This window comes from Rhizobium sp. BK512 (assembly GCF_014194915.1).
In the GTDB taxonomy this organism is placed as follows: domain Bacteria; phylum Pseudomonadota; class Alphaproteobacteria; order Rhizobiales; family Rhizobiaceae; genus Rhizobium.
The window spans coordinates 197,674-219,650 of the sequence record NZ_JACIAS010000001.1 but is presented as its reverse complement, the minus strand read 5'-3'; the positions used below and the strand labels follow the sequence as shown (position 1 = coordinate 219,650).

24 protein-coding genes are annotated in these 21,977 nt (G+C 63.5%); 14 read left to right on the top strand and 10 right to left on the bottom strand.

The window, feature by feature from the left end; translation table 11 throughout:
• Positions 1 to 40: 40 nt before the first annotated feature.
• Both FHX06_RS01150 and FHX06_RS01145 read right to left on the bottom strand, forming a co-directional pair.
• Positions 41 to 280 (bottom strand): hypothetical protein, encoded by a 240-nt coding sequence (locus FHX06_RS01150; protein WP_183877745.1) that lies wholly within the window; start codon positions 278 to 280, stop codon positions 41 to 43.
• Positions 281 to 433: 153 nt separating this feature from the next.
• Entirely contained in the window at positions 434 to 1,333 is a 900-nt protein-coding gene (locus tag FHX06_RS01145) for an AraC family transcriptional regulator (protein ID WP_183877743.1), read from the bottom strand.
• Positions 1,334 to 1,502: 169 nt separating this feature from the next.
• Here FHX06_RS01145 and FHX06_RS01140 point away from each other — a divergent pair, with 169 nt between their 5' ends.
• From FHX06_RS01140 to FHX06_RS01090, 11 genes are all read left to right on the top strand, one after another.
• On the top strand, positions 1,503 to 2,456 hold the full coding sequence (locus tag FHX06_RS01140; RefSeq protein ID WP_183877741.1) for an aldo/keto reductase: 954 nt from the start codon (positions 1,503 to 1,505) through the stop codon (positions 2,454 to 2,456).
• A 279-nt stretch (positions 2,457 to 2,735) separates the two neighbouring features.
• On the top strand, positions 2,736 to 2,912 hold the full coding sequence (locus FHX06_RS01135) for a hypothetical protein (RefSeq protein ID WP_162733363.1): 177 nt from the start codon (positions 2,736 to 2,738) through the stop codon (positions 2,910 to 2,912).
• A gap of 170 nt (positions 2,913 to 3,082) precedes the next feature.
• Entirely contained in the window at positions 3,083 to 3,358 is a 276-nt protein-coding gene (locus FHX06_RS01130) for a hypothetical protein (protein ID WP_113147307.1), read from the top strand.
• 102 nt (positions 3,359 to 3,460) lie between these two features.
• Positions 3,461 to 3,868: a hypothetical protein gene (locus FHX06_RS01125; protein ID WP_113115021.1), complete on the top strand. Its 408-nt coding sequence runs from the start codon at positions 3,461 to 3,463 to the stop codon at positions 3,866 to 3,868.
• Between the two features lie 84 nt (positions 3,869 to 3,952).
• A complete protein-coding gene (locus tag FHX06_RS01120; protein ID WP_183877738.1) occupies positions 3,953 to 5,323 on the top strand; it encodes a PepSY-associated TM helix domain-containing protein in 1,371 nt (456 codons plus the stop codon).
• 7 nt (positions 5,324 to 5,330) lie between these two features.
• Positions 5,331 to 6,251, top strand: a complete 921-nt coding sequence (locus FHX06_RS01115) for a copper uptake system-associated protein (RefSeq protein ID WP_246715461.1) — start codon at positions 5,331 to 5,333, stop codon at positions 6,249 to 6,251.
• Positions 6,248 to 6,847 carry an SCO family protein gene (locus FHX06_RS01110; protein ID WP_112969471.1) on the top strand — a complete coding sequence of 200 codons (600 nt, stop codon included), beginning with the start codon at positions 6,248 to 6,250 and terminating at the stop codon, positions 6,845 to 6,847. Before FHX06_RS01115 ends, FHX06_RS01110 begins: the two co-directional genes overlap by 4 nt.
• A 164-nt stretch (positions 6,848 to 7,011) precedes the next feature.
• The gene (gene copC / locus FHX06_RS01105) at positions 7,012 to 7,377 is read left to right on the top strand and encodes a copper homeostasis periplasmic binding protein CopC (RefSeq protein ID WP_183877736.1); all 366 of its coding nucleotides are present in this window, start codon (positions 7,012 to 7,014) and stop codon (positions 7,375 to 7,377) included.
• Complete coding sequence (copD, locus tag FHX06_RS01100; RefSeq protein WP_183877734.1) at positions 7,377 to 8,264, top strand: copper homeostasis membrane protein CopD; 888 nt, start codon at positions 7,377 to 7,379, stop codon at positions 8,262 to 8,264. The genes copC and copD overlap by 1 nt, the downstream gene beginning before the upstream one ends.
• A gap of 81 nt (positions 8,265 to 8,345) precedes the next feature.
• A complete protein-coding gene (locus tag FHX06_RS01095) occupies positions 8,346 to 9,170 on the top strand; it encodes an arginase family protein (RefSeq protein WP_183877732.1) in 825 nt (274 codons plus the stop codon).
• Between the two features lie 480 nt (positions 9,171 to 9,650).
• A complete protein-coding gene (locus FHX06_RS01090; protein WP_246715460.1) occupies positions 9,651 to 10,568 on the top strand; it encodes an MBL fold metallo-hydrolase in 918 nt (305 codons plus the stop codon).
• A 94-nt stretch (positions 10,569 to 10,662) separates the two neighbouring features.
• Here FHX06_RS01090 and FHX06_RS01085 read toward each other — a convergent pair whose 3' ends face one another.
• From FHX06_RS01085 to FHX06_RS01075, 3 genes are all read right to left on the bottom strand, one after another.
• Positions 10,663 to 11,088 (bottom strand): GFA family protein, encoded by a 426-nt coding sequence (locus FHX06_RS01085; RefSeq protein WP_018115064.1) that lies wholly within the window; start codon positions 11,086 to 11,088, stop codon positions 10,663 to 10,665.
• Positions 11,085 to 11,759: a DapH/DapD/GlmU-related protein gene (locus FHX06_RS01080; protein ID WP_183877728.1), complete on the bottom strand. Its 675-nt coding sequence runs from the start codon at positions 11,757 to 11,759 to the stop codon at positions 11,085 to 11,087. Before FHX06_RS01080 ends, FHX06_RS01085 begins: the two co-directional genes overlap by 4 nt.
• A gap of 90 nt (positions 11,760 to 11,849) precedes the next feature.
• Entirely contained in the window at positions 11,850 to 12,512 is a 663-nt protein-coding gene (locus tag FHX06_RS01075) for a LysE family translocator (protein WP_183877726.1), read from the bottom strand.
• Positions 12,513 to 12,723: 211 nt separating this feature from the next.
• On the opposite strand from FHX06_RS01075, the gene FHX06_RS01070 reads away from it, so the two are divergent.
• Positions 12,724 to 14,508 carry an adenylate/guanylate cyclase domain-containing protein gene (locus FHX06_RS01070; protein ID WP_183877724.1) on the top strand — a complete coding sequence of 595 codons (1,785 nt, stop codon included), beginning with the start codon at positions 12,724 to 12,726 and terminating at the stop codon, positions 14,506 to 14,508.
• A gap of 26 nt (positions 14,509 to 14,534) precedes the next feature.
• Here the strand turns inward: FHX06_RS01070 and FHX06_RS01065 are convergent, their stop codons facing one another.
• Both FHX06_RS01065 and FHX06_RS01060 read right to left on the bottom strand, forming a co-directional pair.
• A complete protein-coding gene (locus FHX06_RS01065) occupies positions 14,535 to 15,731 on the bottom strand; it encodes a TCR/Tet family MFS transporter (protein WP_183877722.1) in 1,197 nt (398 codons plus the stop codon).
• Positions 15,732 to 15,739: 8 nt separating this feature from the next.
• Complete coding sequence (locus FHX06_RS01060) at positions 15,740 to 16,642, bottom strand: NADP-dependent oxidoreductase (RefSeq protein ID WP_183877720.1); 903 nt, start codon at positions 16,640 to 16,642, stop codon at positions 15,740 to 15,742.
• A 182-nt stretch (positions 16,643 to 16,824) separates the two neighbouring features.
• Between FHX06_RS01060 and FHX06_RS01055 the strand changes: the two genes are divergently transcribed.
• Positions 16,825 to 17,478 (top strand): TetR/AcrR family transcriptional regulator, encoded by a 654-nt coding sequence (locus tag FHX06_RS01055; RefSeq protein WP_113203921.1) that lies wholly within the window; start codon positions 16,825 to 16,827, stop codon positions 17,476 to 17,478.
• Between the two features lie 306 nt (positions 17,479 to 17,784).
• Here the strand turns inward: FHX06_RS01055 and FHX06_RS01050 are convergent, their stop codons facing one another.
• Positions 17,785 to 18,429, bottom strand: coding sequence for a pyridoxal 5'-phosphate synthase (locus FHX06_RS01050; protein ID WP_183877718.1), 645 nt, complete (start codon positions 18,427 to 18,429; stop codon positions 17,785 to 17,787).
• A 422-nt stretch (positions 18,430 to 18,851) separates the two neighbouring features.
• On the opposite strand from FHX06_RS01050, the gene FHX06_RS01045 reads away from it, so the two are divergent.
• The gene (locus tag FHX06_RS01045; RefSeq protein ID WP_183877716.1) at positions 18,852 to 20,396 is read left to right on the top strand and encodes a DHA2 family efflux MFS transporter permease subunit; all 1,545 of its coding nucleotides are present in this window, start codon (positions 18,852 to 18,854) and stop codon (positions 20,394 to 20,396) included.
• A 146-nt stretch (positions 20,397 to 20,542) separates the two neighbouring features.
• On the opposite strand, the gene FHX06_RS01040 is transcribed toward FHX06_RS01045, so the two are convergent.
• Both FHX06_RS01040 and FHX06_RS01035 read right to left on the bottom strand, forming a co-directional pair.
• A complete protein-coding gene (locus FHX06_RS01040; RefSeq protein ID WP_183878376.1) occupies positions 20,543 to 21,313 on the bottom strand; it encodes an SDR family NAD(P)-dependent oxidoreductase in 771 nt (256 codons plus the stop codon).
• Positions 21,314 to 21,620: 307 nt separating this feature from the next.
• Positions 21,621 to 21,893, bottom strand: coding sequence for a hypothetical protein (locus FHX06_RS01035; protein WP_112547111.1), 273 nt, complete (start codon positions 21,891 to 21,893; stop codon positions 21,621 to 21,623).
• Positions 21,894 to 21,977: the final 84 nt, after the last annotated feature.

Here is a 21,977-nt window from a genome sequence, read left to right as displayed (position 1 = left end):
AGAGGGCCGCATGGACAGGCTCACTCAGCGCGGTGCAGCTTCAGTCTGGCGACATCCAGAATTTCCTCCGCCATCTCTTCGCCAAGGTCAGCGCGCCGACGAGCGTGGCGAAGGCGGCAATTCCGTCGCGGCGGCTGGCTCTGGTGCCGGAAGGGCCGGAGCGGGCGAGTTCGCTGCCGAGGGAGGAGATGGGGCAGGAGGGTACGGCCTTGCCGCCGGCCCGGGCGCCTTCAATATAGGCATTGACGGCCTCGTCGATGACGATCGAGGCCTTTGTCAACCAGAACCGCGCGGTTTTCGAGCCGACGGCCTAGGGCCTGCGGTCAATCGGGCCAAGGATCGCTTGCGGCGAGGTAAAGCTGCCGGGAAGTTTGCCGCGGTCGCGCCCAATAAGCCCGGTCGCTCGAGCGGCGGATGGCCGCTGGAGCCGAACTCAAGCGACCACGGCCAGGCCGGGCGAAGCGCGCAAGCGGGCTATGTCGCGCGCCGGTGGCTCGCCAAAGTGGCGGCGATATTCGCGACTGAACTGCGAAGGGCTCTCGTAACCGACGAGGAAGGCCACAGTCGCGATGTCCATGTCCTGGACCAGCATCAGGCTGCGTGCGTCCTGCAGACGGAGCTGCTTCTGGAATTGCAGCGGCGTCATCGCCGTTACGGCGCGGAAGTGCTCGTGCAGGCTTGAGGGACTCATGCCGACTTCCGCGGCAAGCCGCTCGATGCTGAAGCGTTCCCGGAAATTCTGCCCGATCCAGGCGATGGCGCGGCCGACCTGGGCCACCCGACCCTGGCTGGAGGTGATGTAGCGCATCCTGGCGCCATCAGGGCCGGCAAGCAGGCGATAAAGAATTTCCTGCTCGGCAAGCGGCCCGAGCACGGGCAGCGCCGCCGGATCGTCGAGCAGGCGCAACAGGCGCAGCGCCGCGTCGAGCAGGCCGGCGCCGGCGTCGGACACGGTCTTGCCGATGGGCTGGAAGGGCGTTCCCGGCGGCGGCGGCACGCGCAACGCCAACTCCCCAAGCATGACCGGATCGAAATCGATGAACAGGCAGAGATAGGGCTTGTCAGGCGTCGCCTCGACAACCTGGCCCGTCACCGGCAAGTCGTAGGTCACGATCCCATAGCGGCCCGGTGCATATCTGAATACGTGGTTGCCCAGCGTGACCTCCTTTTGCCCCTGGGCGACGAGGCACAGTTGCGGCCGATAGACATTCGGCATCGGCATCGTCACCGTGGAGGATCGAGCAAGCGTCACACGCTCGATCGGGGTGGCGTGGAAGCCATCCTTCGAGACATGCCGGGCAATCAACGTGGAGATTTCGGTCAGTATTTCCATGAGGCGACCATTGCATATGCGCGGAAGGGCGGCAATGCGAGCAGCGGCTTCTGGAGGATTGGGCAGAAATCCCGGCGTATCGGGCTAACGGTGCGGCTTCGCTGCGCATCATGATGTGAGCACTGCCCGGGTCACAGCAAACCTGGCGGCAGAACAAGCAGGAGCGAACATGACATCAGATAATCTGAAGATCCCCCCGGTCGCACTGGGGACCTGGGCCTGGGGCGACAGCGGCGAGGCTGGCGACGGCTATTTCGGCAGCCCTTTGACCCGGGCTGGCCTCGAAGACATTGCCGACAAGGCGCATGCGGCCGGCTTCACCCTGTGGGACACCGCCATGGTATACGGCATGGGCCGTTCGGAGACCGTGCTCGGGGAGGTCCTGAAACGCTACGCCCGCAGCGACTACCAGCTCTCGACGAAGTTCACCCCGCAGGCTGCGGGGACCGGCGATGATCCCGTGGCAGACATGCTGGAGCAGAGCCTGGTGCGCCTCGGCACCGACTACATCGACCTTTACTGGATTCACAATCCGGCAGATGTGGCGCGTTGGACTCCCTACCTGATCCCGTTGCTCAAGAGCGGGAAGGTCAAACATGTCGGCGTCTCGAACCACAACCTCGGCGAAATCGAGTTCGCCAACCGGATCCTCGGAGAGGCCGGATTCCGGGTCGAGGCCATCCAGAACCACTACAGCCTCCTTTACCGCGGCTCCGAGAATGCCGGCATCCTGGACCACTGCCGCCATCAGGGTATCCCGTTCTTCGCCTATATGGTGCTCGAACAGGGCGCCCTCAGCGGCAAATACAGTCCGGAGAACCCGCTGCCCGAAGGCAGCAACCGGGCGAATGCCTACAATGGCATGCTGTCCCAGCTAAAGGCGCTGACGGACAAGCTCGTCTCGATTGGCCAGAGCCAGGGTGCGGCAGCTCCCGATGTCGCGACAGCCTGGGCGATCGCCAAGGGTGCGACGCCGATCATCGGCGTCACCAGGCCCGACTATGTCGATGGTCTGGCCCGAGCCCGCACCATGACGCTCTCCGGCAACGATATTGCGGAACTGGAAGCGCTCGCTGACGCCGCCAACGTGAACACTCGCGGCTGGTGGGAACAGGAAATGTGAGTTGAAGGGCAGGCACGGCGGGCCCCGGTCTTTTCTCAAGGGCAGCGCGGGACAGACCGCGCTGCCGGGCTCGATCGGCCCGCGGCGGCGGATCTTTTTCTGCAACGGCAAGCTGGTCCGGGAAATCGGCAGGAAGCAGGCTTTCCCTTCGAAATGGCTTTTGAAACTGATGAGGCGGCCGAGGTTCCCGCCGGCCGGAAATCCCTCTCTGGAACATTGCAGCTCCGGCCCCGTTGGGTTCGTCATGAAAGCCTGTCACGCAAGTCGGAGGATGAGACCATGACAAGTCCTGTCACAGCCATCAGGATCCTGGCGCCGGAACCTCCGTCGGTCCCCGTTCCGCCACCCGGAAAACCCGCTCCGCCCGTCAAGGAGCCCGCGCCGGACAAGCCTGACAATGACGAACCGTCGCCCGATCCCGGCGAGGGCGGGATACCCGTGGAGGCAGCGCCATGACGCCGGCGGCGAAATATCAGGTCAAGCATATGTCGATCTATATCGGCCTGATCGTGTCGGTGGCTGTCGTCATTACCGTCGGCGCATTCATCGCCGCCGGCTGAGGGGTTTTCTGGAACAAAGCTACGGCGGGGCGGTTCGGCTCGATCATCATCAGTGGGAGCATTGTCATGACCGGACATCCGCAAGGCGCGAATTTCGCGCTTGTGCCGTCAGGCGAGCCGAATATCTTCCACCTGACTGTCGAAGGCCAATATATCGGAACGATCGCCGGCAGCAGCGAGAGCCTGTCGATGGCAAAACCCTGGGGGTGGCGCCTGCTGATTGCCGATGGGACGCTGGGCGATCTGCCGCTGGCCGGCCGGTCGCACAATATCGACGAAGCGCTGGCCGATGCCAGGCACGCCTACGAGCGGCATCGGGACGAGCTTTCGCATCGCATGTGAACCGTTCTCGCCGCGGCGAACGAATGTCGCATTGAGCTTTCCCTCCGATGCCGCTATCACGGATTCGATGCTGAGGTAGGGGCCTTTCGGCGCAGGGGAACGATGCAACACCGTCTGAACGGGATCGAGCAATGGCTGGTGCGCATTCTGTGCACCATCGCGCTCGTCTTCGTCGGTCTTGCACACCAGATACCCGCCGCCGCCGAAAATGACCTGAGCCCTGCGGCACTTGCCCAATATGTGCTGCCCGACGGTACGCTGCCCACGCTTTGTGTCACCGTCACCGACGACAGCGGCAAGGAACACGGCAAGATCGCGCATCTCAATCCGTGCGAAGCCTGCCGTATCAGTGCCTCCGTCGTGCTGCCGCAGCCTGCCGATATCACCGGTGCGCGGATCGGCTTCACGGTTGCCGTCGAACTGCCGCGCCGCGTCGAAGCCTTTCATCGCGAGCTTTTCCCGCCGAATACGGGGCCGCGTGCCCCGCCTGCCAATCCGATCCTTGCCTGAACCCGCATTGCGGCACGGGCCGTGATGCCTCCTGCAATCATGGCCGGGCTGTGTTGAGCCGGCCGAGGATCCGGATCTACTTCCATGTCTATCATCACTGCCACTGAGGCAGAGAACGCCGTCTCGGGCGTTTCGCTCTATCGCGCGATCTGGCGCTGGCATTTTTTCGCCGGCCTGCTCGTCATTCCCTTCCTGCTGAACCTTGCCATTACCGGCTCGCTCTATCTCTTCAAGGACGAGATCAACAATTCGGTCTTTGCCTATCGTTACGTCGTGCAGCCTGCAGGCGAGCCGCTTGCGCCGCAAAGGATCGCCGATCTGGCGGCGGCAGCCGTACCGGGCTCGGTTGCGAGTTCCTACAAGGATCCGGCCGGGCCTGACCGGTCGGCGATCGTCACGGCGTCTTCGGATGCCGGCTCGACGCTGGTCTTCGTCAATCCCTATGACGGCAAGGTGCTGGATACCGTCGGAACGACCGAGGAATTCAATTATGTCGTCAAGCGCATACACAGCCTCGCGCTCTTCGGGGGCATGCCCAACAAGCTGATCGAGATCACGGGCGGCTTTGCCATGGTGCTGGTCGTGACCGGCATCTATCTCTGGTGGCCGCGGCGGCAGGCGGGTGGGGTGGTCACCGTGCGCGGCACGCCTTCGCGGCGGGTCTTCTGGCGGGATCTGCATGCTGTGACGGGCGCATTTGCCGGCATCCTGATCTTCTTCATGGCGATGACGGGCATGCCCTGGTCCGGCTATTGGGGAGCCAATGTCAATGCCTGGCTGACGAGCCACGATCTCGGCTATCCGGTGCAGCTCTGGGATGCCGTGCCGAAATCGCAGAAGGTGACCGAGGATATCCTGCCCAAGGCCGGCTGGATCGTCGAGAAGGCGCCGGTGCCGCTGTCGGAGATTGCGGCCGCGCAGTCGAAGAAGCCGATCGGGCTCGATCGGGCGGTGGAGATTGCACGCAGTCTCGGCATGGCGCCGGGCTTCGATCTTGCCATTCCCGGCAGCGAGAGCGGCGTCTATACGGCGGCGATCTATCCCGACGACCTGACCAAGGAGCGCACGCTTCACATCGACCAGTATTCCGGCAAGCCGCTCATCGATCTCTCCTTCGGGCAATATCCTTTCCTCGGCCGGGCGATCGAATGGGGCGTCAACGTGCATCAGGGGCAGGAATTCGGGCTCCTCAACCAGTTGCTGATGCTGGCGACCTGCCTTGCCATCATTCTCTCCTGCACAACCGGCATCGTGATGTGGTGGAAGCGGCGGCCGACCGGCCGGCTCGGCGTGCCACCGATGCCGCCGCGGCGCTCGGTCTATTTCGGGCTATGGGCCATCGTGCTCGCCTTCGCCATCGCCTTTCCGATGAGCGGCCTCACGATCCTGCTGATGATCGCCCTCGACCAGACGGTGATCCGCTTCGTGCCGCCGCTGAAGCGCGCCTTTGCCTGAGGAGGGGATGATGAAGACCTTAGTTTCTCTCGTCCTTGGCCTGCTGATTGCGACCGGTGCGGCGGCGCAGGACACTATCCGCATCGAGCATGCGGCCTCGCATTCCATGGTGCCGGGCGCCAAGGTCGGCGACGGCTATCTCGTTATCACCAATAGCGGCGGTGAGCCGGACCGGCTTGTTGCCGCAAGCTCGGACCGGGCAAAGACGGTGCAGCTGCACCAGATGACCATGGCGAACGGCATCATGACCATGCGTGAGCTGAAAGGCGGGCTCGCCATTCCGGCCGGGCAGACAATCACGCTCGCGCCGAACTACCACCTGATGTTCCAGGACGTGGCCAAGCCCTTCAGGCAGGGCGAGACGATCCGCGCGGTGCTGCGCTTCGAGAAGGCCGGTGACATCACCGTCGATTTCGCCGTCGGCAAGATCGCCGGGCCGCTCGACGATGTCGGCGGTGCCGGGGGCATGGACCATGGCAGCATGGACCATGGGCCGATGAATATGCCTGGCATGGAGGGCATGGACATGTCGGGGCCGCCGCCTGAGGAGGCGATCCCCGAGACGCTGAAAACCATGTTCGAACGGCCGGACAAGCCTCTGACAATCCTGCCCGTGGTCGTCAGGAACGACTGGGCGATAGCCGGCTGGCAGCAGGATGGGCGCGGCGGCCGCGCACTGCTGAAGAAGGGCCATCATGGCTGGAGCGTCTTTCTCTGCAGCGGTGACGGCATCCGGGAGGCCGCAGCGCTGGAGAAGGCCGGGCTTTCGGCTGACGATGCCAGGGCGCTGGCGGCGGATCTCGCCGATGCCGAGGCCAGGCTCGACCCCAAAGTGCTGGCGACGTTTGCGAGCTTCGAGGGCACCGTCATGATGGCGGCCGAGGCAGGCGACGCCGGTCAGGGCGGCCATGAGGGGCATGGGCAATGAGACAGAAGAGCCTTGCCATCACGGGCCTTGCCGCAAGTGCGGTCTTCGTCGGCGCGCTCGTCGCGCTGATGGTTTCGCTCTATCTTTCGGAGCCGAGGACGGGGCCTTTCGACCGGCAGTTTTCGCTGGTCGATGACAGGGGCAACGCGGTCGACCAGTCGATCTTCCGGGGCCATCCGGCGCTCGTCTATTTCGGCTATACGCATTGCCCGGAGGCCTGCCCGACGACGCTTTACGAGGTCGCCGACTGGCTGGGCACACTCGGCGATCAGGGCAGGGCGCTGAAGGCCTATTTCTTCTCCATCGATCCGGAGCGCGACACGCAGGAGGTGATGCATGATTATGTCACCGCCTTCTCGAGCCGGATCATGGGTATTACCGGCACGCCGGAAGAGATGAGGAAGGTTTCGGACGGCTGGTTCATCCATGCGGCGAAACTGCCGTCCGAGGACGGCAATTATCACATGAGCCATACGGTTTCGCTGCTGCTGATCGGTGCCGACGGACGACTGAAGGGGTTGATTCCGTATGGAACGGATCGTGACGAGGCGCTGGCGAAGATCCGTGATGTGTTGCTGGGCGGAGGAGGCGCGTGAGATGGCCCGAGCATGGCAACGAGCAAGGGGATCGCGCCCAGTGAAAAGCGGTTCCCGGCAACAAACTCCGGCATCGAGGGGAATAAATCCGCTCTCCGACTGTCTAACTCAGCGAGGGCCAAACGCGCCATCGCCTGTCCCCATGAACCGAAAGGCATAATCCGATGTCACGACTGACCCGCATTCTCTCCGTTGCCACCATCGCAAGCATTGCCCTTGCCGGCCAGGCATTCGCCCATGCGCATCTGAAAAGCTCCGTGCCGGCAGACAAGGCAGCCGTTGCATCCCCCGGCGAACTCGATCTCACCTTCACCGAGGAACTGAACCTCAAGTTCAGCGGCGTCACCGTCACCGGCCCCGATAAGGGCGAGGTCAAGCTCGGCGATGTCATGCTCATGGACGGCGACAAGGTGCTGATGGTGCCGGTGTCCGACAGGCTCGCGCCCGGCAGCTATACGGTCGACTGGCATGTGCTTTCGACCGATGGGCACAAGACAGAGGGCAACTTCACCTTCACCGTAAAGCCCTGATGACACCGGATATCGCCAACATCGCCTGCCGTTTCGTCTTTGACGGAGCTGCCCTGTTTCTCTGGGGCAGCGCTGCCTATCTGTGGCTGCTCGTGCCAGAGCGCCTGAGCGCCAGCATCTGGGCGCGGCTTGCGGCCTGGCGGATTGCGGCGGTGGTGCTGGCCGTCCTCGCCACGCTGGCGCTGCTGCCGGTGCGCTGCGCCATGATCGGCAATGGCTGGGCGGACGGGCTGGATGGCGATGTGATGATATCGGTGCTGACGGCAACCTCCATCGGCACGGCCTGGGCCTGGCAGGCGGCATTTGCCGCTCTTCTCCTTCTGGTGACATTGCTGCCGTTACGGCGGAAGGTTGCCGCGACTGCCATCGTTTCGGGCCTGCTGCTCTGCGGCCTGTCGCTGACCGGCCATGCGGCCATGAACGACGGATGGCTGCGGGTGCTGCACCGGGCGAACGACATGGTGCACGTGCTCGCGGGCGGCGCCTGGGTGGGCGCGCTGATCCCCGTGGCGCTCGTGCTTTGCCGGCTTGGAGACGGGATGGCGGGAGCGGATGCCCTGACGGCGCTGATCCGCTTCTCGAGGGCGGGGCATGTGGCCGTGGCGCTGGTCATTTTATCCGGCGTGGCAAACAGCCTGCTGATCATCGGCGGGCTGCCGCTCGACTGGAGCGTCGCCTATCAGCGGCTGCTCTCCCTGAAGATCGCGCTTGCCGTGCTGATGATGCTGATCGCCGTCTTCAACCGCTACGGGCTGGTGCCGCTGATGGGCCGGTCGCATTCGGCCGGAAAAGCGCTGGCGGCGGGGACCGTGGGCGAGATCATGATCGCCGTCTGTGTTGTTGCGCTCGTTGCCTGGTTCGGGACGCTGGAGCCTTTCCCGGGCTAGGGCGGCACCTGCAGACCGTCTCGCTTTCCGCCTGGAAACCGGCTAAACGGGTGGGAACAACACATTGCAAGGTTGCAGACGGTGGCTGGAAAAGCTGAATATACCGTGTTCCAGGGGCGCGCAGGAGATCACAACGATCTGGCGATGCCGGGTGCCAAGGCGATCGGCGAGGAATTGCAACGCCGGACCGGCATTTCTCCCACAGTAATCGGCACTCCCGAACCCGCCACGAACGGCGGGTGGCGCGAAGAGCTCGACGCGGCACTGCCTTCGCTCAAGAAGTTACAGTCCCGATTTGAGGAGGTGCTGGCCGCAGGCGCAGTGTCGATTGCCGCCACCAGCCGGTGCGCGGTCTCGCTGGCGACCCTTCCGGCCGTTGCGAAACATCGTCCCGCAGCCTGCATCGTATGGTTCGATGCGCATGGCGACCTGAACCCACCGGAGGCCAGCCCCACCGGTTATCTCGGCGGGCTGGCGCTTGCGGGGCCGCTTGGCCTCTGGGCGTCCGGTCTCGGTGCAGGTCTCGGCCTGGACCAGGTCGTTCTCGTCGGTCAACGTGACCTCGATCCCTATGAACTGGATCTGATCGCAACACACGGCATACCGCATATCAAACCCGGGGCCGATCTTGCGAACGACCTCAGGACCGCGATCGCCGGCCGTCCCGTCTACGTGCATTTCGACTGCGATGTTCTGGAGCCGGGCATCGTGCCGACAGACTATCAATGCGAAGGCGGCCTTTCGCTGGAGGATGTGCGGGCCTGCTGCGAGGTTATCGCAGAACAGGACTTCGTCGGGATAGAAATCGCCGAGTTCCAGAACGCATGGGATGCTGATAGCCCGCCGGTATCACCCGGCGCTCTGCTCGATGCTCTCCAGCCGGTTTTGGCGGCGGGCCCTCGCTAGGCGAATGCTGGCCGCCGTCCGTGGGCGGGGATCGCCCAGCGCATCACCATGCTCAGACGACAGACGGGAACGAGCCCTACGCATCTGGCGTCCAACTCGGCTTGATAGCTCCTTGATAGTGGGAAGGCGCAAGAGCCTGGCTTTGATGGCAAGGGCCTGATTTCGTTTCCTGTTTGAACCGGAAGCCGATCGCTTTGAAACCGTGATCCGAAGGCGGCATCCCGTCAGCCGTTGCTTCTTAAACGTAAGTTTGGATTACCGGCGCCCGAGGGCGGCTGTACTTGTTGGGGGCAGCCACAGAAGAAGCGCTCGAAAAAGGAAGCGTCTGGAACGTGAGATTCGAGTGCCGGATCCATGCCGATACGCCACGTCTGCGTATCGGCGAATGGAGAGTGACGGGCTGATGTCCACACAACACAGGAGTGCGTGATGTCGCAGTTAGAAACAAAAGCCCGGAGCGCCGGGCCGCAGCAGACACATATGTCTTCGCAAAACGCTTCGCCCTCCGTTGGAGCGAAGACCGGCGAACTGGTTCCGTCGCGCTATGCGCTTAATATCGGCGAGATCGAGGTGATGGTGGTCAGCGACGGGGTGCTGCCGCTGCCGACCAAGATGCTCGGCCACAATGCCGACCCGGCCGTGCGAGCCGGCTGGCTGGGCGATATGTTCCTGCCGCCGGATGCTTTCGACTGGTCGCTGAACGTGGTCGTGGTGCGCAGCGGCGACCAGACCATCCTCGTCGATGCCGGCCTGGGGATCGACCCGGACCTGAACCTGCCGCGGGCAGGGCAGCTGATCAAGCGGCTGGAGGCTGCAGGTATCGATCTTGGATCCGTGACCGACGTCGTGCTGACCCATATGCATATGGACCATGTCGGCGGGCTGCTGGTCGAAGGGGTCAAGGAAAGGCTGCGCAAGGACCTGCGGATCCATGTCGCTGCCGCAGAGGTCAAATTCTGGGAAGCGCCGGATTTCTCGCACGTTTCCATGCCGCCGGGCTTTCCGGATGCGCTTCGGGCGGCTGCCAAGCGCTTCAGCACGGAATACCAGAGCCAGCTGCGGCTGTTCGACGAAGAGTATGAAGTGGCGCCGGGCGTGGTCGTATCCCGTACAGGCGGCCATACGCCCGGCCATAGCGTCGTCCGGGTGGCCTCCGGCGGCGACAAGCTGATGTTTGCCGGCGATGCCGTGTTCGCGGTCGGGTTCGAGCATCCCGACTGGTTCAACGGTTTCGAGCACGACCCCGAGGGGGCGGTCCGCGTCCGCGTCCGGCTTCTGCGCGAGCTGGCCGCGACCGGCGAATTGCTGGTGGCGACCCACCTGCCGTTCCCGTCCATCGGCCATGTGGCTGTCGACGGCGACGCGTTTCGCTGGGTGCCGATCTTCTGGGACTACTGACGGGCGCGGCCCCGTATCCGGCGCAATCAGCGAGGCCCGGCGAATGCCCGGGCCTCGTCTCACGCCAGCGGCGCAAAAGCCGGCGTGGCGATGCTCACTTTGCCTGTTCGAAGCGGATAATCCCGGCGACCCTTGCGGCAGAGCCGGAATCCGCGGGATGGGAGACGCCATCCATGACCTGGACCTCCGGAAAATCGAAGGGGCTGAAGCCTTCGATGCAGGCGACATTGATGCCGAACTGGTTTGGATTGGAGCGGCGCTGATGATGGGTGTAGATGCCGCAGGTCCTGCAGAAATAGTGCTTCGCCGTCCGGGTGTTGAATTGATAGAGCGTCAGGTTGTCTTCGCCCTCCACGAACTCGATATCCTTGAGATCGGCAGAGACGGCGATGGCGCCGCGCATGCGGCAGTAGGAGCACGTGCAGCGGCGGATCGTGTTGAACTCATCCGCCAGCCGGACCCGGAATTTCACGCGGCCGCAGTGGCAGGCCGCACTATGCTGATGCCTTTCATCGCTCATGACCGGCGATCCTCACTCTCTTGCGCAAGATGGGCAGGCTCGGACCAGCGCTCGCAGAAAGCCTCGATATCACTGGATTGAAATTCGGCGAGACGCTCCATGATGGTCTCGAACGGCCAGTCCCACCAGGCGATGGCGGCAAGTTTTTCGGCTGTCGTTCGCGAAAAGCGCTCGCGGATGAATTTGGCGGGAACGCCGCCGACGATCGTATAGGGCGCGACGTCCTTGGTGACGACGGCGCCCGCCGCAAGCACGGCGCCGTCTCCGACCGTCACGCCCGGAAGCACGATGACGCCGTGGCCGATCCAGACGTCATTGCCGATGATGGCGCGGTCCGCCTTTCTGTCGGCGAAGAAGGAATGATCGCGCACGGCATCGGCGGAGTAATATTCCGGGCAATAGGTGAAACGGTGCATGGACGGGCGGTCCATGGGGTGATTGGGCGCGCCGACCCTGACCTCTGCGGCGATGGCGCAGAATTTCCCGATCGAGGCATCGCCGACGATGCAGCGCTGGCCGAGATAGGAATAATCGCCGAGCTCGACCGTATGCAGGGAGGTATGCTCCAGGATCTCGCAGCATTTGCCGATGCTCGAATCCCTGAGGCTTGCCGTCGGGTGGATGACGGTTTCGGCGATCTTCGGGCGGTTTGGCTGGGTGGTCGTGTCCATGGTCAGTCTCCGGATTTCGGCCTGCCTAGCCGGGGACGATGAAGGATATGTGACGCATTTTCGCCTATCCCGCGAAGGCCGACCGCTTCTTTATCGAACCGTCGGCGCCGGCACAGGATTGCCCGAGACGAGCAGTCTGACGCCGAGACCGATCAGGATGAGCCCGGTGAAGCGCTCCTGCCAGGCAAGCAATTTCGGCCAGCGATGAAGGAACTGGCCCACCGAGCCGGATGCCAGGGCGACGCCCCCGAGTGAGACGATGCCGGTCAGCTTCTGAATCGAGCCCAGCACCAGAAGCTGAAGCCAGACCGGACCTGCATTGGGATCGACGAAGAGCGGAAGGAAGGTGAACATGAAGAGTAGTGACTTCGGGTTCGTCAGATTGTTGAGCGCGCCTTCGCGCACGGCCGTCCATCCCGAAACAGGCTTCGTCTTCAAGCCGCCACCGTCCGGATGATGCCTGAAGCTTGCCCAGATCATCCTGCCGCCGAGATAGAGGAGGTAAGCCGCTCCAGCCCATTGAAGGACGATCAGAGCCGAAGGATAGGCTTTCAGAAGGGATGCCAACCCGAGAACCAGAAGGCCGACCTGCACGACACCGGCCACAAGAACCATGCCCGCTACGGTGAGCAATGCGATCCTGCGCCCCTGTCCGACACCGCGGGCGACGATGAGCATCATGTCTGGCCCAGGCGTTATGTCGAGAACGGCGAGTGCGATGAAAAAGGTCAGGAAGGTTGAAGCATCGGGCATAGGGATAGGAGAGGTGCGTTGTGTATCGCGCCTGCTACCACGAAGGGGCAGAACTTACCACCCGCATGGCTGCTCGGCATGCTGACAAGTACCAGCCGCTATTCGCGCCCGTTCCGAAAGCGGGCTCTCGCTGCGACAAAACCCTATGAATCTCGCAAAATCCGCGCATATTCATCCAACGGTACTCCATGCCGCAGGAGCAACCACCACCGTGGATCGAAAGCTCGCAGCCATCCTTTCCGCCGATGTTGCCGGTTTCAGCCGCCTTACGGCGCTGGATGAGGAGGGCACGATCCGTACCCTCAACCTGTGCCTCAGCCAGATAGCCGAGATCATGCGCGAGCATGAGGGCCGCATCTTCGGCACAGCAGGTGACGGGTTTGTCGCCGAATTCGCAAGCGCTGTTCAGGCTGTCAGGTGCGCGGTCGCAATCCAGCGGCGCCTTGCCGGCAATCCGAAGGACATACCCGCGGAGCGCCGTCTTGAATTCCGCATCGGCGTCAATCTGGGCGATGTCATCGTTTCGGGCGACGATCTGCTCGGCGACGGCGTCAATATTGCGGCGCGCCTGCAGGAGATGGCGCCGCCGTCGGGCATCTGCATTTCCGGGTCCGTGCGCGAGCATCTCTATGGCAAGGTTCCGTTCGTACTGACGAGCCTCGGCGAACGCGCCATGAAGAACATACCCCGGCCGATATCCGTCTTTCGGGTCGACTGGCTGCTGGAGGCGCCTGAAGGCGGGGATGCCCTATCAGCGAGAGGAACAGGGCCAGCAACGCCATCACCTGCGCAGCGCTTCGGCAGGGACCAGCCGTCGATCGTCGTCATGCCCTTCGACAATCTCAGCGGTCAGGGCGATGAGTATTTCGTCGATGGCGTCGTGGAGGAAATCACCGCGGCGCTTTCGCGCGTTCGCGAATTCTTCGTCATCGCGCGCCAGTCCGCCTTCACTTACAAGGGCCGCTTCGTCGACGTGCATGACCTCGAGAGCGAATTTGGCGTCAATTACGTGGTCCAGGGCACCGTGCGGCGCGGCGGAGACCGCCTGCGGATCTCGGTGCAGCTGGTGGACACCGAGACGCGCACGCAGTTCTGGTCCGAACGCTACGAGGGGGCGGCCGAGGATATTTTCGAGCTTCAGGACAGGATCGCCGCCCAGGTCGCCGGCGCCATCCACCCGGCCATCCGCAGCGCTGAAACCGAGCTTTCGAAGCGCAAGCCGCCAAACAGCCTGCGGGCCTACGATCTCGTCATGCGCGCGTACCCGTACCTTTGGGGGCAGAGCAAGGCGACGAACGAGCGAGCGATACCGTTGCTGCAGGATGCCATCGCGATCGACCCCGCTTACGGCCGCGCTCACGCCTTTCTGTCATGGTGCTACGCACAGCATCTCGGCTACATCTGGACCGACGAACCGGAGCGGGACCTCGAACGCTCCTTGAAGGCGGTCGAGGCCGCAGTGGGCTCCATCGATGATGATCCGACGGCGCTGACGGCGGTCGGCGGGGCTCTCAGCCATTGCGGCGATCAGGAGCGTGCGGCAGCCTATCTCGAAAGGGCCCTTGCGCTTGATCCGAACAATGCCTGGGCATGGGCGCGCTATGGCTGGGTTGCAAGCTACAAGGGCGAGCCGGGTGCTGCGGAACGGTTCGAACGGGCTCTGACGCTAAGCCCGGCAGACCCGCTGACATTCAACATGCGGATGGGCATGGCCCTTTCGCTCGCCATGGCAGGTTCCCTTTCCGAGGCCGTTGCCATCGCCCGCGAGGTCGTCAACAAACATCCTGATGTCACCTGGTGCTACAGGATGATGGCGGCCTGGGCGGCGATGAGTGGCGACCTGACGACGGCCAGGTGGGCCGCGGGCAAGCTGCTGCAGATCGAGCCGCATTTTACAATCGAGCGATATCTGTCGAGGCCCGTGTTTCGGGGCGTGCCGGAATGGGCAGACCGGACGGCCGAGGGCTTGCGGCAGGCGGGGCTGCCCGAGCGCTGACAGCGGCTTTTGGTCACGCAAAGCCTTCAAGCATTTACGGCCTCTCCAACGGCACGGGTTCTCGTGCTTATCAGCACAAGCGGCACCGCGACTGCATAAAGCGCGATCACCGAGAGCCAGATGCCGCCCGGCCAGTTCTCCCGCGTGAGGAAATAGAGGGATGAGAAACCCAGCGGCGCGATGATCGAGGCGAGGCTGATCGTGGAGGCGAGCAGGCCCTGCAGTTCACCCTGCCGGTCGGGGGTAACCCTGCTTGTGGCAAGCGCCTGGAAGGCGGGGTTGCCGATGCCGACGAGGGTGAAGACAGGCATGATGGCGAAGATCATCCAGCCCTGGTTCGCGAAGGCCATGACAAGAAGGGCAAGGCAGGCGGCGGCGATGCCTGTGAGCACCGACCAGCGCTCGCCGAGCAGGCGGGTGGCGGGGCCTGGCAGGAAGGCCTGGCAAACGGTCTGGCAGATGCCGAAGGCGCCGAGCGACAGGCCGATCGAGACGCCGTTCCAGCCGAAGGCATCGAAACCCCAGAGCGCCCAGCAGGTGCCGTAGGATTCGCCGGCCGCACTGAAGACGAAATAGACCAGCACGATCGGCAGCAGTGCCTTCATCGAGACGAGCCGTTTGAAGGGTGCAAGCGGATTGAGGGCTGCGATATTTATCGTCCGGCCGGAGGGCACCCGGGATTCCGGAAGGACGAAGAGGGCAAGCAGCAGGTTTGCGGCGTTGAGCACGGCGGCGGCGATGAAGGGCAGGCGCAGCCAGTAATCGCCGAGCAGGCCGCCGAGGACCGGTCCAATGATGAAACCGGCGCCGAACATGGCATTGAACAGGCCGAAGCGACGGGCGCGCTGATCGGCGGGCGAAATATCGGTGATATAGGCGGATGCGACCGACATGTTGGCGCTGGTGAGGCCGGCGATGGCGCGGCCGGCAAAGAGCAGGGAGAGCGAGGGCGCAAAGGCCATGATGACGTAATTGACGGCAGCGCCGGCAAGCGAAATCAGGAGCACCGGACGGCGGCCGATACTGTCGCTGAGTGCGCCGAGCACGGGGGCGAAGACGAATTGCATGGCGGCATAGAGCGCGGTCATGATGCCGATATAGAAGGCGATATCGGCTGAATGCGTCACCTCCTGAAGCAGACGGGGGAGGATCGGGAAGATCAGGCCAATGCCGACGGCATCGAGGCAGATGGCGGTGAAGATGACGATGAGGGGTCTGTTCATGGTCTGGCTCACGGGGAAATGATGAGTTTGCCGGTGACGCGGCCGGCAGCGCTGATGGTCTGGGCCTCAGCCGTCTGTTCGAGCGGAAAGCTTCGCTCGATGTGCAGCCGGAACTGGCCCCTGGAATAGAGCCGTGCCACATCGGCGAGCACTCGTTCGGGCTCCTTCGGCGGTCCGTGCGAGAATTTCGCGCCATATTCCTCCGCCGAGAAATCGGCGACGGACAGCACGCGGGCGGGATCGCCGGTCATGGCGATCAGCTCGGGGATGATGCCGGAGCCGGCGATATCGAGCGCCGCATCGATCCCCTCGGGCGCAAGCTGGCGCACGCGATCGGCGAGGCCCGGCCCGTAAGTCGTCGGGATGGCGCCGAGGTTCTTCAGGTAATCGTGTTTCTGCGGGCTTGCCGTGCCGATTACGGTAATGCCCCGAATGCGCGCCAGCTGGATGACGGCCGAGCCGATGCCGCCGGCGGCGCCGCTGACAAGCAGCGTCTCACCGGCGTTGACGTGGAGCTCATCAAGGCTGCGCCAGGCTGTCTCCGATATTACGGGCAGGCCGCCGGCGATCTCGAAGGGCAGGTCGTCGGGCTTGTGGACCCAGTGGGTGAGGATGGCATGTTCGGCCATCGTGGCCCGGCCATAGCCGAAGACGGCATCGCCGACGAAGGTGCTGGCGACGCCGGGGCCGACTTCATCGACGATGCCGGAGGCCTCGACGCCGACGCCGGAGGGAAAACGGACGTCCTCGAAAGCGCGATATTGTCCCTCGCGACGTTTCCAGTCCGAGGGATTGACGCCGGCTGCACGCACCCTGATGCGCAGCTCTCCGGGGCCGGGATGCGGTGGATCGATCTCGACGATATCGAGGACCTCGGCGCCGCCATAGCGGCTGAACTGAATGGCTTTCATTGGGGATTCTCCTTTCGGCGGATGCAGACAAGGCTCGACCGATCGCGGTCCCGGGCACGGATCCACGTCCATCTGCTATCGATGTACTGCATATTAATATGTACTGAGTACAGTAATAGGCTGCGAAACACTGCCTGTCAACATCGGTGTACTCAGTACATGAATCCTGTTATGGAAGCCGCATGACGACGCCATCAGACGAAGCACCCTCGGATCGCAGATCCCGCAAGCGCCTTGCGACCCGGCGCGCCATCTCGCTTGCCGCCGACCGGCTGTTTTTCGAGCGGGGCTTCGAGAATGTGACGGTCGATGAGATTGCGGCGGCCGCCGATGTCGGGCGAATGACAGTCTTCAACCATTTCCCGCGCAAGGAAGACATGTTCTTCGATCGCGACGAGGAGGCGCGCGAGACACTTCGCGCGGCCTTGCGGCAGCGCGATGGCGGGGTGCCGCCGATCGAGGCATTGCGGCTGCTGGCGCATCAGCTTGTGCGGCAGCAGACGCCTTATCTGCTGTTTTCGGCGGCGAGCCAGACTTTCATCGAGACGGTGGAAAACAGCGAAACGCTGAAGGCGAGGGCGCGCGCGATCCGGGACGAGATTGCGGGGGAACTGGCGGCGGCGCTTGCCGAAAGTGCGGGGCGACCGGCTGACGATCCCGCGGCAAGGCTTGCGAGCGCAATGCTGCTTGCCACCTGGAGCGTCGCCTTCATCGAGGCGCACCGAAGCTTCCGGCAGCACGGCGATACGGGGAAAGCGAAGGCCCTGTTTCTGGAACTCACCGACCAGGGCAGTCTTGGCGTGAAGGCGTCGCTCGAGGGGACGCCTTACGCCTGAAGCGGCGGCCACGAGCCGGAATCAAAAGGGCGCTCGACCCTTGCGGGGAGCGCCCTTGTCCTGTGAAGCTCGAACGCGGCTCGACCGACGTCGATACCAAGCGCAAGTTCGTTTTCAGGTGAAGCCGGGATATGATGCGCGTCACGACCGATTGCAAGAGGCAGGTTCCGGAAATCTTGATTATTTTGTCCTGGCGTTGCTCTCATCGGCCCGGCAGCCGTTTGCGCCGGCATTTGCCGTAAGGCGCGTCTCGGGCCGCCGGCGCTGGTAAAGGCCGCGGTAATCGCCTGCCTGACCAGGAAAGGCCTAGGGCCAGAGGCTTTCGCGCCGCCAGCCGGCCTTTTCCCGCCGATAGAGCAGGCGGTGATGCCGCCGGTCCTCTGCACCCTGCCAGAACTCCACCTCATGCGGCATGGCGATGAAGAGCTGCCAGTTCGGCGCTACGAGATCCGGCTCGGCCTGGATGCGCCGGACCTGTTCGTCGATGGCGGCGTGGAGTTCGCTGCGGGAGGACAGCGGCTCGCTCTGCCGGCCGGCAAGGGCTGCGGCCCGTGCACTCGCCGAGCGGCTGCGGAAATCGGCCATGCGCTCCGGCTCGCCGGCTTCGAAAGCCGTGCCGCGCAGCCGCACCTGCCGGCCGAGCGCCGGCCAGTAGAAGGTCAACGCAACGTAAGGGTTGAGGGCGATCTGGCGGCCCTTGGGGCCGTTGCCTGACGTTGCGAAATGCCAGCCCCTGGCATCGAGGTTCTTCAGGATGAGAAGGCGGGCATCGGGCGCGCCGTTCCCGTCCACCGTCGAGAGCACCATGGCATGCGGTTCGCGGATGCCTGCCGCTATTGCATCGCGCAGCCAGTCGGAGAAGAGATCGCGCGGGTCGTCGGGCACGGCATCGGCATCGAATGGCGGGAAGGGGCCGGCAAGCGAAGCCAGCGCGCGCAGTTCATCCTTCATGGCATTTCCTCTTGCGGTCGTGCGGGCGTGGTCGCGCCGAAGCCGGTCACGGCAGCGCTGTTGTTCCCGAATGGATCAGATCATTTGTACGAGGGGCATGAAACATGCTTTGCGGCAATGTGAAAACCGATATGATCGAACACTTGATGTTCGAAAAACGCACATGGTGCGGCTTGTCACCCATGCATGGCTGCCGCGAATGGAAACGCCTTTCCTCGATGACGGCGCTTCCCGTTCGAAGCCCATGCGCCCGTCGTGACGCGGCTGATAGTGGGGTTCCGCAGCGCGTCATCGGCGCGGCGAAGCGGCTCCTGCCATTGTGTTTTGGCATGCTGCGCCATGCCCTGCTATTGTCGCCTGCCATGCGTTGATTCCGGCCATCCAGGCCGCGCCTGAGAACGACGCTTTTGCAGGATCATTGCATGCCCGACCGGTCTCAAACCGTTTTATCAGCAGTTCCCCACAGCCTCCGGTGGATCGGCTTCATGGCGATGTGCCTCGGCATGTTCATGGCCATCCTCGACGTTCAGGTCGTGGCGACCTCGCTGCCGACCATCCAGTCGGCACTTGATATCCATCCGGATCAGATGAGCTGGGTGCAGACTGCCTATCTCATCGCCGAAGTGGTGGCGATACCGCTGACGGGTTTTCTCACGCGCCTGCTGACGATGCGCTGGCTCTTCGTCGTGTCGCTGTCGTTCTTCGTGATCGCCTCTGCGGGCTGTGCGGCGAGCGACAGTTTTGGCGGGCTCGTCGCGTGGCGGGTTATCCAGGGATTTTCCGGCGGCACGCTCATTCCCTCTGTGTTTTCGGCCGTCTTCATCCTGTTTCCGGACGAACGGCAGGCGCTGGCGACGACGATCGCCGGCGTTCTAGCGGTGCTTGCGCCGACCATCGGGCCGATCGTCGGCGGCTGGCTGACCGAGACCTATTCCTGGCACTGGCTGTTTCTGATCAATATCATCCCCGGCATTGTCGCGGCACTCGTTGCCATGCGCGCGCTTCCGCGCGACGGCGTCAATCTCTCCGAGCTGTGGCATCTCGATATCGTCTCGCTGCTCCTGATGGCGGCGAGCCTTGCGGCACTGGAACTCGGCCTGAAGGAAGCGCCGACGAGCGGCTGGACCTCGCTTTACGTCGCCGGCCTCATCTGCCTGTCGGTGGTTGCGGGAGCTGTCTTCGCGTGGCGGTCGCTGCATCGCGCCTTGCCCGTGGTCGAACTCGGGAATTTCGGGGACAGGAATTTTCTGGCGGGCTCTGCGATGAGCTTCATTCTCGGCATCGGCCTCTTCGGCTCGGTCTATCTCATGCCGGTCTTTCTCGCCTTCGTGCGCGGGCACAATGCGCTCGAAATCGGCATGACGATGCTGGTGACGGGCATCGCCCAGCTCATCACCGCGCCGATCGCGGTGGCGCTCGAAAAACGGATGGATGCGCGGTTGCTGTCTGCGGCCGGTTTCACGCTTTTTGCCATCGGCATTGGCATGAGCGCCTTTCAGGACCCGCAGACCGATTTCGACGCGATGTTCTGGCCGCAGGTCATCCGCGGCACCGCCATCATGTTCTGCCTGCTGCCGCCGACGCGCCTCGCGCTCGGCACCCTGCCGCCGGAGCGCATTCCAGACGCCAGCGGCCTGTTCAACCTGATGCGTAATCTCGGCGGTGCAATCGGCATCGCGCTGATCGACACTATCGTCTATACGCGCTCGGGACCGCTCGGCGACAGCCTCTGGGAGCGGCTGAAGGCGGGGGACACGGGCATTGCCGCCTTTGTCGGCGCACCGCTGCAGGCGGTCGCGGGCCATCACGGCGAGTTCGACGCGGATACGACGGCGATGCTCGATCCGCTGGTGCAGACGGCGGCGAGTGTTCAGGCAATCAACGAGGCGTGGATGGTGGTTGCGGTGCTGACGGCCTGCGCGCTGCTGTGGGTGCCGTTTGCGAAGAAGGTAAAGGTGGCCGGGTGAAGGGCCGCGCGACAGACTGAAAAATTGCCAGTGCGATGGTCGAAATGCTGGATCACCATCGCCTTTGCAGATGATGCAACGCCGCCCTTGTCAGGGCACGTCGCTTTCGCTTGCATAGGACTTGCGCTGCAGGAGCCGACCCGGCCTCAGGCGACGGACCATCCGCCGTCCACCAGCAGGTTTGCGCCGGTGATCAGGCTTGCAGCCGGTGATGCAAGGAAGACTACGGCACCCACCACATCATCGGTTTCACCGATCCGACCGAGCGGAATGTGACCGAGGGTCGCTTTGTGATTGTCGGCATCGGATAGAAAAGGTGCTGTACCGTCGGTATGAATGAAGGTCGGCGATACGGTATTCACGGTGATATCGTAGCGTGCCCATTCGGCTGCAAGGCAGCGCGTGAGGTGATTGATTGCCGCCTTGCTCATGCAATAGATGGCCTCACCACGCAGCGCCACGGTACCGGCCTGCGAGCTGATATTGATGATCCGGCCCCCATTGCGCTTGATCATGTGACGGCCGACCGCCTGGGTCATCAGAAAGGTGCCCTTGATGTTGACATCGAGGATCTCGTCAAGGTCCTTCTCCTCGACGAGTTCCGCGAGATTGCCCGGAGCCACGCCGACATTGTTGACGAGGATGTCGATCCGACCGAACGCGGCCAGCGCCGCGTCGACGGCCTGTGCGATATGGGCCTTGTTGGGAATATCCAGTTCAACCGGGAGAACTTTTCGGCCCGTGCGCTCGAGTTCGGCGACCAGGCCCGCTGAGGCTGCGATATCACGGACCCCCAGGACAATATCGGAGCCTGCTGCGGCGCAGGCAAATGCGCAAGCCCGGCCGATGCCACGGCTCGCTCCCGTCACCAAAGTCACCTTGCCCGCAAGGCTGAAGTCCGGCGCGTTCTTCTGCATCATGATGCCTCCCTCGATGAAGCTCATTTATGCCAGCGTCGGTGTGCGGATGCCAGATGTTCCGCGCATAACAATGCGCTTGCCCGGCGCTCGGGCAGCACGAGCGTTGCGCGCCCGACGGATTGCGCCGACTCCTCCAGCGTAAGGGATGGCATGGCCGGGTGAGCCGGCGATCAGGCCGTTGTCTGGGAATTCCGTTAGTTCAGCGGCGAACACATTGGCGCCGGTGGGGCGGTTGCCGCCGATCGCGCAGCGGCGTTCATGCCGCGGGCAGCCCCCAGGGCCGCCCGCATCTGTCCGGCAGGCTTCACATGTTGCTCATGCTTTTCATGGCTTTTTCCATGTGCGTCTTGCATTCTTCCATCTTGTTGGCCTTCATGGAATCCTTGGCCATCATCATTTCCTTGGACGCCATTTCCTTCTTTTCCTTCATGGCGGGATCCGTCATGGCATCCATGTCGGCCTGCATTTTCATCATCGAAGCCTCGTCGCACTTCGCCGACATCATCGCGTCCTGTGCAAAGGCAGGCAGCGCGGACGCTGCTGCGAGGACGATTGCTGCTGCTGTGCATTTCAACATGGTCTTCTCCTCCTCCTTGCGGGCGCCATTGCCCTTTGCAAGTCTGTCGCGCGGCAAGACTGTCCCGCAGTAAGACTGTTCGGG